This window comes from Bacillus spongiae, assembly GCF_037120725.1.
In the GTDB taxonomy this organism is placed as follows: domain Bacteria; phylum Bacillota; class Bacilli; order Bacillales; family Bacillaceae_K; genus Bacillus_CI; species Bacillus_CI spongiae.
In genome coordinates this window covers 1-11,588 of the sequence record NZ_JBBAXC010000036.1, presented here as the reverse complement: position 1 = coordinate 11,588, position 11,588 = coordinate 1, and the positions used below count along the sequence as shown (strand labels likewise).

The window sequence follows — 11,588 nt, the reverse complement described above, 5'->3', positions numbered from 1 at the left end:
CCCATACCGAACACGGAAGTTAAGCTCTTTAGCGCCGATGGTAGTTGGGGGCTTCCCCCTGTGAGAGTAGGACGTCGCCATGCACATTTAAAAACAGCTCATCTTGAGCTGTTTTTTTGTTTACCCTATTTTCTGTTTGTAGTGTGAGTTTTTGAATATTTAAGTAATTTAATTGAGCTTCATGCAGATAAGAAATTTGATTGTTCTTTTTTATTACCATGAATTGAACTCAAAATTTTTAGAAGGTTCTCCAAACAAACGAAGTTAAATCATAACTGAAATTTGATTGAAAGCCCACTAACAAGAGTTTTTATCTTTTTCTATAAAAATTTTTAAAAAACAAAACTATTGTTGTTAGCTTTACGACTATATAAATAGAAGCTAATACAGCAGATTACAGAAATAGAGTGGTGAGGTATGAATCAAGATCTAGTGCTGATTGAACAAATAAAAAAGAAAGGAAGTGAGGTAGCAGCAAATGAGCTTGTAAAAAACTATTATCGCGAAATCTATCATTACGTATATAAACAGACTTTGGACCAAGAGCAATCTCTCGATTTAACGCAAGAAATATTTATTAATATGCTCCAGGCACTCTACCGGTTTGAAGGAAAGCGATCGTCCTTCCGAACTTGGTTGTACAAAATTGCTACTTATAAAGTAGTTGATTATTTTCGTTCGAGACATTATAAAGTTCAAAAACTCTCAGTTGAAATTAATGATATGGAGTTTGGAAATGAGAAGGATTTTACAAACACACTTCTACAAAAGGAAGAAGTAAAAGGTGTAATCGATGTTATCAATGGGCTGGAAACATCCTTTCAACAGATTATTCGTTTGAAGTTATTTACAGATTATACGTTCCAAGATATTGCGGAGACCTTACAAATCCCGGAGTCGACGGTGAAAACAAGATATTATCGTAGCTTGAAGCATGTAAAGGCAGAATTAAAGGAGGCTGACAAAGATGCATGAAAAGGAGGAAATCCCTTTTCCGGATCTAAATAAGGTCGAACTGGAAATCAAAACGATCGTAGCAAAGGGTGTGAATGTACCAGAACCATTTTACAAGCTATTACACAATATGTATAAGCAAATAGGCATTCAATTTTTACTAAGGGATAGAAGAGAAATAGCTGTATTGATAGCGATGATGGTCATTTTGATGGGGGCGATTGTCATAACGGGTCAGGAACAAAATTATTCCTCAATAGATTTTTACGGTATCATCATGCTTATTTCTCCAGTACTTTATGTTCTACTCTCTTTATTGCCTTTTGTAAATAGTAAATTCAACAGCACGTTTGACTTGGAAATGACATGTAAATATAACTTATATCAAGTAGCGGCTTTTCGCATGATGTTATTTAGTGTGTTTTGTTTTCTGTTAAATACGGTTTGGGTGCTATCCATAGCCATTAAATTGTCATCTATTCAGTTTGTTCAAGCGTTCATGATCTCAACTACCTCATTATTACTGTTTTCTTTGTTGTTTTTATATGTAATTACGTTATTTAACACAATGCTTACAAAGGTGGTAGTGATGCTAGGCTGGCTGGGAATTAATGTTTTTCTTATAACCATGGATTCCGTTTTTTATCACCAATTACTCGTAACGATACCGTGGTATTTATACACAACCGTCATTTGTTTGGCAGCCTATCTTTATGTGAAAAAACTAAAAGAATTAATTGTACAGAATAAGAGAAGAGGGGATATCGGATATGTTAACGGTTAATGGAATAAGTAAGAAATTTGGAGCTTTTCCTGTGTTACAGGACATACACCTAGAGTTTTCAAACGGAGTATACGGCTTGCTTGCTCCAAATGGTGCGGGGAAGACGACTTTTATAAAAATGTTAACAACCTTACTACATCCAACTAAAGGAGAAATTTTATATAATGGGCAAGATATTTACAGTATGGGTGAGAAGTATCGGGATTTAATTGGGTATCTCCCGCAGCAATTCGGCTTTTATAAAAATTATAATCCACAACAATATTTACATTACTTGGCGTCGTTAAAAGGAATTTCAAGGAAGGATGCGAATGAAAAGATTCCAAATTTACTAAAGCTCGTTGCTTTAGAGGATGCTATCAAAAAAAAGATGGGAAAGTTTTCAGGAGGTATGATTCAACGGGTTGGGATTGCGCAGGCGATGTTAAATGACCCGAAAATATTGATTCTTGATGAACCAACCGCAGGTCTCGATCCGAAAGAACGGGTTCGTTTCAGAAATTTATTATCTGATTTGGCAAGAGATCGAATAGTCATTTTATCTACACATATTGTCTCCGACGTCGAGTCCATTGCTAATGAAATTATCATGATAAAAGATAAACATGTTCTATACAAAGACAGCATACAGATAATTTGTCAACAACTTGAAGGCAAGGTCTATGAAACAGAGGTGGAATTTGAAGATGTAGAACGTTTTCGAAGGGACTATTTCTCTCTCTCAGAAAGACAAGAGAATGGAAGGATGAAAATTCGATTTATTGCCAAAACGGATGAAGGTCTAGGATGGAAACAAGAGAGACCAACGTTGGAGGACGTATTTCTTTATCAGTACCAAGATGAAGAAATAGGAGATAACAGGTGAGGGTTGTACTGTATGAAATTCGCAAATTGATTGTTTCACCAATATTACTTAGCCTTATCTTTCTTTTCATTAGCTTTAATCTTTTCCTAATCTATGAGAATGCTTCTATAAAGGAGGGCCTAAAGGAAGTAAACCAAATGGCTGAAACTTATGGAACAGTCATTACTGATGAAATGGTCAACAGGATGAAAAAAGATTATGAAGCTCAAATGAAAGAAGTGAATGATATTACATCTAAGAGAATATCGAAAACTTATCCAGACATGAATGAGTTTTATTCAGATACTTCTTTTTATAGGGAAGAAGTATTTACTGCTGAAGACTTAGGTTTTTTTTCAAACACGGCCCTATTTGAGCTGTACTATTTTAATAGCCTCCACGTGGATGAAGGCTTTCAAAAGTTTGATCCTGATAAAGTAGCTGAGATTGAAATGAAAATGTATGGGATAAGTGGGTCAGCAGCCAAATTGATTAGAAGTCAATATGACAAATTCAATCAGAGGTATTTAGAAGTAGTTGACAATAAGGAGTACAAGCATCTATTCCCTGCACAAAGTGTATTTGGGACTCATCTTTTACTGTTTAAAACGATGTTTAAAACGCTTTTGTTAGAAAGTCTTATTTTGACAATTCTTGTGACAGCATATGTCATGAATTTTGAGTTTGATAGAGGTACCTATTTGCTCGCTTATAGCACCAAACGAGGTAGAGAATTGTGGATAGATAAAATATGGGCTGCGTTGATTACTAATTTTGGTATGTGGACTTTAATAATGGCTAGTAGCTTAATCGCTTATTTTAATGTATTTTCATACCGGGAATTTTGGCATGTGCCAATTAGTAGCTATTTTAATGCAGGAAAAGAATGGTTTATGTCATGGTGGAATCTTTCTTTTCTTGACTATTTATCTGCTGTCATTATTCTAGCTTATCTATTAATTATTCTCTTCACTTTAATGACGGTTATTTTCACTAGATGGATACATAATAGTTATCTCGTTTTCTTTCTATTTGTTTTTCTTTTTGGTGTGATTTTTGCTATCCCTGGGTGGATTCCAAGTCATAATATAGCGTATGTTTTTTCTTTTTTTACACCTGTTAACCTTATTTTGAATTCGTTCGAATGGTTTATGTATAGACCTGTCAAGTTTACAGCTTATTTTGAAATAATTACGGTAGCAGTATGGTTAGTGCTTTTGTTATTCGCTACGTTATTTTGTATCAAAAGCTTTCGAAAGCATGATCTTAAGTGAAGGAGTTGATAGATCTTGCGAATTTTATTGAATGAAATGAAGAAAATATTTCACCCCATCATGCTTTTAATTGCTATTTTAATTAATGTCCTTATGTATAATCTTTTCATTGACATCCATATTTCGAACTTTCTAGATGACCCGTCAGGTAAGAGTATCTACCGCATAGGGATAGAAATGATTGAAAAATATGGTCATGAATTAGATGAACATGAATTTGCGGATTTTAAATTAGTCTATCAGCAGGAAGTAAAAAAGGCTGATAAATGGATACAAGAAAATCAGGAGCTATCTGATTTGGGAATTGCCTCATATAAAGAGTTTCGAGAAGTGGATATAGATATAAACAGTGATTTTGAGAAGGTTCGATACAAGATTGTCAAAGGTATTGATTTGTTTCGGGAAATTCCATTAAGAGAATCTATTATTGAGCGTATGGAATTCCTAGAAGAACGCTACGGGTATAGTCGTATATCAGGAACTCCAACAAAGGAGCAAGAGCTTAGGATAAAAGAAGTGGTTGGCTCAAGAGCGGTCAATTCTTTTCTCCCTGATTTAGTCCAATTTAATTTCTTTGAAATTAGTAAAGGTATCATGATTACAATATTAGTGAGTGTCCTTTTTATAGTTTCTCCTATATTTATAAAAGATTACAAGAATAAACTGGTTAGCTTGCAGTATACTTCTGCAGTTGGAAGAAGTTTGTTTAAGTGGAAGGTTGCGGCAGGACTGCTTTCGGCATTCATCATTACAACGGTTCAAATAATCGTTTATTACAGTATTTATTCTACGATTGATATAGGTATGTTTCTAAAGAGTGGAGTCAACTCATTCATGGGAAGTTTATATTGGTATGATGTTACTTTTCTACAATTGATTATGGTCACGCTCGCTCTTACGTATGTGTTAGCATTATCAGTGGCTTTAATGGCGATTGTTGTCTCGAGTATTTGTAAAAATTATATTTCCATCATTGGTATCCAGCTTCCTATTTTCGTAATTATTTGTTTTTTAGTTCTAAATGGATACTTACTTAGTCAAGCGTTTTATCTATACCGATCACAACTTATGGTGGCAGCTCTATATAGTGTAATTGTATTTCTTCCATTAATAGCGACCTTTTGGAAATGGAGAAGAGAGAAGAAGCAGGATATTTTGTATTAAAGAAATCAGCGTAGCTTGTAATTAATTTATCATGCAGTTGGTTAACGGTATCTTATAGACTTAGTAAGTGATATTACAAAAGTTTAATATGTTGATTAAAGTCACTTACTCTAGTAAGAATATCAGATTAATTCTTTGCTTATAGATTATTAATCAAGTTTCAAATAGTTAGAGCTAGACGCGTTTATTCATAAACGCGTCTCTTTGTGTATGGCTCACTTAACGGAACAAATTCTTGTGCAATTTTTAAAATTTTGAAATAATTGTTATAGAAGGGAAGGTTTGTTAAATAAAAGGGGGATATTCACTTGAATAATGATTTTAATAGAGAATGGTTAACACGTAAGTTTGAAGAGATACAGAGGAGAATTCTGAAAGTCATAGAACAAATGAATGATGAACAACTCAATTGGAGGCCTAATACTGCAAGTCATAGTGTTTCAACACTCATAAAGCATATCGAAGGGAATATCAAAGAAAGAGTTTGTAATGGGATTTTACATGGAAATATAACTAGAAATCGAGAAGAAGAGTTCAAACATACGTACGTATTGAAAAAAGAATTAGAAAGAAAAGTGAATGACAATTTTCAACTTGTTATAGACACTGTGCACACAATGTCTGATCAAGATTTTAAAAAAAGTCAATTGGTCAGGAATAGAGAAAGAACAAATCTCGATATTTTACACCAATGTGTAGCCCACTATTCAGAGCATATGGGTCAAATATTCTATATATCTAAACTATGCTTAAAAGAAAAATACATCTCAACTTCAATATAAATATAGGGGATTTTAAAATCACTTTCTGCATGTACTGAGGAGGCTTATATGGGACGAGGAACAATTTATAAAAGCGATGAAGGAAAAAAATATATGCAAGAGCATTATGAGAATTATTTACAGACATTGAAATTTAGTGTTGAACGACTGTATATTGATACTAGTTTTGGTAAAACTCACGTTCTTGTAGCGGGTCCACCTGAAGGTAAACCACTATTTATTTTTCAAGGAGGTAACTGCATTAATCCAATGACAATGTCCTGGTTCTCTCCTTTAACAAGCCGGTATAGAATATATGCTCCAGATACAGTCGGTCATCCAGGGTTTAGTGATGAAAATAGGATTTCTGCAAAGGATAATAGTTTCGCTCTTTGGATTAAAGAAATAATGGATTTCTTACATATAGAGAGTAGTGCGTTTATTGGCCCATCATACGGAGCAGGTATTCTATTAAGACTAGCAACATTTATGCCAAATAAAATAGATTGTTCCGTCTTAGTTTCACCTGCAGGAATACAACTAGGCTCTAAAATAAGTATGATAAAAGATATCTTACTCCCCTTAATGTTATATAAACTGACTTCATACGATAAGTATTTAAATAAAATTACAAACATCATGTCAGCCAATTCAATGAAAGAAGAGGACAAAAAAATAATAGGCGATGTATTTAAGTATGTAAAGCTTGAACAAGATATGCCAAAACTAACAGAAAGAAATGAATTACTAGATTATAGCTCTCCTACATTAACGATTGTAGGAAAAAAAGACATATTCTTTCCCGAAAGTAGGTTAAAAGAGGCAACCGAAGAAATTATCTCAAATTTATCATATAAAGCATTTGATATGGGACATTTTCCTAATGAAGTTTATTTAGACAAATTAAACAAGGAGATTAGTGAATTTCTTCAATATTATTATTAAATACATCGACCAAGTAAAATAATACTTATATAGAGGAATTGGACAAGCTCTGTTTGTAAAATGTGAGAAAATAGTAGGTTAATCTGTCTACATATGGAAACATGGGACATAGTATGTGTAGTAAGGGGAAATGACATTACTTCGGGTCATTTGATTTTATAAATTGGAGCAAGATGGATAGAAGAGGTGTTTTCATTGAGTCAAAAATGGTTAGAGTGGGCGAAGAGAATACAAGCGTTATCTCAAGCAGGATTAACGTTTTCAAAAGACGATTACGATATAGAGCGTTATAAAGAGTTGCGTGAAATTAGTTCTGAAATAATGCAAGAGTATACAGGTCTTAAAATGGAACAAATTAAGGATTTATTTACAAATGAAACAGGCTATCAAACACCTAAAGTTGATGTTAGGGGAGTAGTATTTAAAGATAATAAAATATTAATGGTAAAAGAAAAGAATGAACAAAAATGGGCATTGCCTGGAGGTTTCTGTGATGTTGGATTATCACCATCAGAGAACATTGTAAAAGAAATAAAAGAAGAGGCGGGCTTCGATGTTTCTCCAATAAAATTACTAGCATGCTTGGATATGAGTAAGCATTTAGATACTCCTCAGCCATATCATTATTATAAACTATTTATTCATTGTGAGATCATTGGGGGCGAGGCGACAAATGGTTTAGAAACAAATGGGGTGGATTTCTACGAAGAAGGTCACTTACCATCTCTTTCTATCAGAAGAAATACTGAAGCACAAATTAACTTGCTGTTTCAATTCCTTGATGATCCTATGAAAAATACAATTTTAGATTAAAGATAAAAATGAACAAGGCTCACTTCATAAAGTGGGCCTTGTTCATTTTTACCTTTAGTTAGAGCTATTCTAGAATTCTACGTCTTTTGACGCTTTCAGTTTTGCAAAACTACTTAACACCTTATTATGGTGATTAATAATTTGCTGGGCCGTTAAACCTCCAGAATCCCATGTACTATGAGCATCAGTCACAAGGGTGGAATTGTATCCTAAACTAAAAGCTCTTCTACAGGTGGTGTCAACACAGTAATCGGTTTGAATTCCTGTAAAAAATAAATCGGTAATTCCTCTTTTGGTTAATTCTTTTTCAAGTTCTGTTTGGAAAAAAGAGTCGGGGGTCGTTTTTTGAATCACAATGGACGATTCTTCAGCTATTTCAGGGTGAATGGTCCATCCTTTTGTTCCAACCTCTAGCGGGTGACCGGTAGGGCCGTTATGTTGAATATAAATAATGGGTAAATCATTCTTTTTAGCTTTAGTGATGAGGTTGCCAATTGTGTGCAATAATATACTTCCTTTATAAACGGGCTCCTCTTCGGGAAACATTCCAGATTGTACATCAATAATAAGCAGTGCTGATTTATTTTTCATCTTTCTCCTCCAGTATTACATCGTTACTAACTAATATAGCAAATAGCATTTTTTGTATCAAAGGAAGAATAGAGAATGAGGTGGACATTGAGAGAAGCTGTGAAGGAGGAGCGGATATACGTTTGCTAAGACGCTGTAATGATAATGAGTAGGCTCTTACCTTCCTAAAAAGTGTGGAAAGGAATAAGGCCAAATATGTAGAACTACGATAATAGAGTCAATGTAATAACGTTATGATCATAGGGAGGAATGTATATGGAAAAAATCATTAGTCAAAATTGGGACTTAGATCGATTATACTTCGGTGGAATTCACCATGGTCAAATAAAAGAAAAAATGATTTCACTAAATGATGAAATTAATGAATTACTGAAGAAAGTACAGGCGTATAATGCTTCTAATGGAAGAGGAAACATAGAAAGGTTAAGTGAAATCCTTCAAGAGGTCCAACTAATGGTGAGTACGTGGGAAGAGCTAGATGACTTTTTAATCTGTCTGCAGTCTGAAGACGTAACAAATGTAAGTGTGTCTAATTTGATGTCCTTTTGCTCAGAGATTAAAGCAAATCTGATGTCAGTTCAAGGAGAGTTAGATCAATCTTTATTAAATCTCTCAGAGCAATCCTGGCAAAATTTTATCCAGCAAGAAAGCATAGAACCTATTCGCTTTTATTTAGAAGAAAAAAGAGAAGCAGCTAACAGTCGATTATCTCTTGAGATAGAAAACATAATAAGTGCTTTATCCATTAATGGTTTTAAAGCCTGGCGGAATCATTATGAACAGCTAATTAACCAAGTGAAAATTCCTGTTCAAGTTAATGGAAAAGAAGAGCTTGTACCGTATGGTCAGGCATTACATCAGTCAATGTTCTCTAATGAACGGAGGGAGCGCAAACAAGCTGCTGAGTCTGTTCAAAAAGTATTTGAAAAAAGCGCGGATTCATTCTCTTCTATATTAAATGCTATAGCAGGCTACCGATTGAAGATGTATGAACAGCGAGGATGGCCTATGTTAAAAGAGACATTGGGTCAAAATCGAATAAGTGAAGAATCGTTACACATGATGGTTTCGACGATAAAGCAGCATCATAATATGGTTGGAAGGTTTATCAAACGGAAATCAATCATTGATAAGCTCGAAGAAATCGCTTGGTATGATATGAATATACCTAGCTTTACATCAGATAAACAAATTCCATATGAAGAAGCGAAAAGGCTTATTATTTCACAATTTCATCAATTTAGCCCAAAACTAGGGGAATTTGCTGAAAATGCGTTTGAAGCAGGTTGGATTGAAGCGGAAGACCGTCCAAATAAAGCGATGCGAGGTTTCTGTGCTTCGATGCCCCGTTCAAAAGAGAGTAGAATTTTTTATGCGTTTAGAGGAACTTATCAAGATGTTGTCGTATTAGCGCATGAACTTGGTCATGCGTATCATAATGTTATATTACACGAAGAGCTGCCTTTTGCTCAGGAAAAAGGGACAAGTGTAGCAGAAACTTCCTCTACCTTTATGGAAAACTTTGTCCTTGACGCTGCGATTGAACGGGCCAAAACAAGGAAAGAAAAATTAACCTTGCTTGAGATGAAAATTTTAAATGAGCTAAAATACGTGGCAACCGTTCCGACGATGTTTGAATTTGAAGTTAAGTTTTATGAGAAACGGAAAAAAGGATTCGTTACGACAGAAGAAATCAAAGCTTTGATGTTGCAATTAGAAAATGATGCGTACGGTGGACTGATTAAGGAAATCGATTTATATAAATGGATTTACATCCAACATTTTTATAGTACGGAAAAACCCTTTTATAATATTCCCTATACGATTGGCTACTTATTTAGCAATGGGATTTATATGCTTGCTAAAGAAAAAGGATCTTTATTTCACAAACAATACGATCATCTATTGCGGAATACAGGAAGAATGACTGTAGAACAATTAGCTTCGGCTTATTTAAATAAAGAGCTTAACGAGAAGGGCTTTTGGGAAACTTCGCTCAAGCCGTTAGAAGAAGCTATTGAAGAATATATTGTGTTAACAGAGGAAATGATATAGGGATTGAAAACCTCCGTTCCTTTTTTGAGTATTCGTGAGAGAAAGAACGGGTAGAGTGTTTAGAGTATACAATAAAAAAGCTAATAACCTCTTAAATAGGCTGTTAGCTTTTTCTTATTAAAAAGCATTTTGAAATGCTTACTCTAAATACTCAGCAATTAGTTTAGGGTTTCGGTACTTCGCCATTCCTGTTTTAACCTTCTTAAAGCCAAATTTATGATAGAATGCTTCATTCGCTGTTGTTGAGATTAAGTGAATGCAAGAAATGCCTTCAAGTTTATTCAGAATATCTGTCAATAAGTGAGAGGCAATACCGTTACCTTGGTAATCCTGATGTACGACGACATCATAAATGGCCGCATTAAATATCCCATCTGTTAAGGCTCTCCCAATACCGACAACTTTATTGTTGATTAATACAAAGGTCATGATATGACTAGCATTAAAGATTAATTTAATATTCTCTTCGTTATGCTTTGTCCATCCAACCGAATGATAAACTTCTTTGATTTCCTCGATATTTACTTTTGATAGACTGTTTACTATTTTCATCTTTTCATCTCCTTCAACATTCCAATTGTATAGTAGTTGAATAAGGAAATGATAGGAATAAAGATGATTAATCCAAAAATACCTAAACTTAAGGAAGTTGACTTATGAAACATTTGAACATCTGTACTATATAGGTAGACAGAAGAGGGTATTATAATGGATTTATTAATAGTAAGTGAAGCTAACATTATGCGCCATTTATTTGCGTTGTCATTAAATAAATACATACTAGAAAAGCTTGAAATAGACAATGTCAAAACAATAATTATTAGAAAAGCAACATTCAAGATACTCCCCCTAATAATAATTAGAGCTCATATTTTTTTGTGTACCCGTTGTAGGATATTTTAAAAACCATGTAGCTTGGAACAGATGACCTTTGGTTAAATTTCCTTTTGTAGAGTTCCAAAATTACTACACTTCTTAATCGGAACATTGAATTATCACGCACTGTCCGCTCTCAACATTGATTGCCGTCACTTTAATTTTAGTACCACCGCAGTATAAATGGTCAAGGAGAATCGGAAATAAGGAGTCTATTTTTCTATTAAATTATTTTTGGATTAGAATCGCATTTTTTTATTGACATTCGTATTGAAAGAAGATATAGTTATAAACGTTGTTGCAAGAAAGTGACTTAAAAGAAGCGAATGGATGAAATAAAACTTAAAAAAAGATATTGACTTCATTCAATTAATATAGTATTCTTATTAAGTCGCCAAAACGACATTGAACTTTGAAAACTGAAAAGACGAAACGTCAACGTTAATTCTAAACGTAAGAACTTAGTTCTTACACAAAACATGAGCAAGTCAAACTACTTTTATGGAGAGTTTGATCCTGGCTCAGGA

Annotated in this window: 12 protein-coding genes and 1 rRNA gene; 10 read left to right on the top strand and 3 right to left on the bottom strand. The window is 33.9% G+C overall.

Going from position 1 to position 11,588, the window contains the following annotated elements; genetic code table 11:
- The 9 genes from rrf to WAK64_RS22135 form a co-directional block, all read left to right on the top strand.
- Positions 1-83: ribosomal RNA gene (gene rrf, locus WAK64_RS22175) — 5S ribosomal RNA — on the top strand; the annotation flags it as partial.
- A gap of 334 nt (positions 84-417) precedes the next feature.
- Positions 418-975 (top strand): RNA polymerase sigma factor, encoded by a 558-nt coding sequence (locus tag WAK64_RS22170; RefSeq protein WP_336589144.1) that lies wholly within the window; start codon positions 418-420, stop codon positions 973-975.
- The gene (locus WAK64_RS22165) at positions 968-1,738 is read left to right on the top strand and encodes a hypothetical protein (protein ID WP_336589143.1); all 771 of its coding nucleotides are present in this window, start codon (positions 968-970) and stop codon (positions 1,736-1,738) included. Before WAK64_RS22170 ends, WAK64_RS22165 begins: the two co-directional genes overlap by 8 nt.
- Positions 1,725-2,603, top strand: coding sequence for an ABC transporter ATP-binding protein (locus WAK64_RS22160; RefSeq protein ID WP_336589142.1), 879 nt, complete (start codon positions 1,725-1,727; stop codon positions 2,601-2,603). Before WAK64_RS22165 ends, WAK64_RS22160 begins: the two co-directional genes overlap by 14 nt.
- Before the next feature lie 137 nt (positions 2,604-2,740).
- Positions 2,741-3,856, top strand: coding sequence for a hypothetical protein (locus WAK64_RS22155; protein ID WP_336589141.1), 1,116 nt, complete (start codon positions 2,741-2,743; stop codon positions 3,854-3,856).
- A 15-nt stretch (positions 3,857-3,871) separates the two neighbouring features.
- Positions 3,872-5,020 (top strand): hypothetical protein, encoded by a 1,149-nt coding sequence (locus WAK64_RS22150; protein ID WP_336589140.1) that lies wholly within the window; start codon positions 3,872-3,874, stop codon positions 5,018-5,020.
- 308 nt (positions 5,021-5,328) lie between these two features.
- On the top strand, positions 5,329-5,802 hold the full coding sequence (locus WAK64_RS22145; RefSeq protein WP_336589139.1) for a DUF1572 family protein: 474 nt from the start codon (positions 5,329-5,331) through the stop codon (positions 5,800-5,802).
- Between the two features lie 48 nt (positions 5,803-5,850).
- The gene (locus WAK64_RS22140) at positions 5,851-6,726 is read left to right on the top strand and encodes an alpha/beta fold hydrolase (protein WP_336589138.1); all 876 of its coding nucleotides are present in this window, start codon (positions 5,851-5,853) and stop codon (positions 6,724-6,726) included.
- A gap of 195 nt (positions 6,727-6,921) precedes the next feature.
- Positions 6,922-7,539 (top strand): NUDIX hydrolase, encoded by a 618-nt coding sequence (locus WAK64_RS22135; protein WP_336589137.1) that lies wholly within the window; start codon positions 6,922-6,924, stop codon positions 7,537-7,539.
- Between the two features lie 69 nt (positions 7,540-7,608).
- Here WAK64_RS22135 and WAK64_RS22130 read toward each other — a convergent pair whose 3' ends face one another.
- Positions 7,609-8,130 (bottom strand): cysteine hydrolase family protein, encoded by a 522-nt coding sequence (locus tag WAK64_RS22130; protein WP_336589136.1) that lies wholly within the window; start codon positions 8,128-8,130, stop codon positions 7,609-7,611.
- 255 nt (positions 8,131-8,385) lie between these two features.
- Between WAK64_RS22130 and WAK64_RS22125 the strand changes: the two genes are divergently transcribed.
- Positions 8,386-10,185 (top strand): M3 family oligoendopeptidase, encoded by a 1,800-nt coding sequence (locus WAK64_RS22125; protein WP_336589135.1) that lies wholly within the window; start codon positions 8,386-8,388, stop codon positions 10,183-10,185.
- A 138-nt stretch (positions 10,186-10,323) separates the two neighbouring features.
- Here the strand turns inward: WAK64_RS22125 and WAK64_RS22120 are convergent, their stop codons facing one another.
- Entirely contained in the window at positions 10,324-10,737 is a 414-nt protein-coding gene (locus WAK64_RS22120) for a GNAT family N-acetyltransferase (protein WP_336589134.1), read from the bottom strand.
- The gene (locus WAK64_RS22115) at positions 10,734-11,024 is read right to left on the bottom strand and encodes a hypothetical protein (RefSeq protein ID WP_336589133.1); all 291 of its coding nucleotides are present in this window, start codon (positions 11,022-11,024) and stop codon (positions 10,734-10,736) included. The genes WAK64_RS22120 and WAK64_RS22115 overlap by 4 nt, the downstream gene beginning before the upstream one ends.
- Positions 11,025-11,588 lie beyond the last annotated feature (564 nt).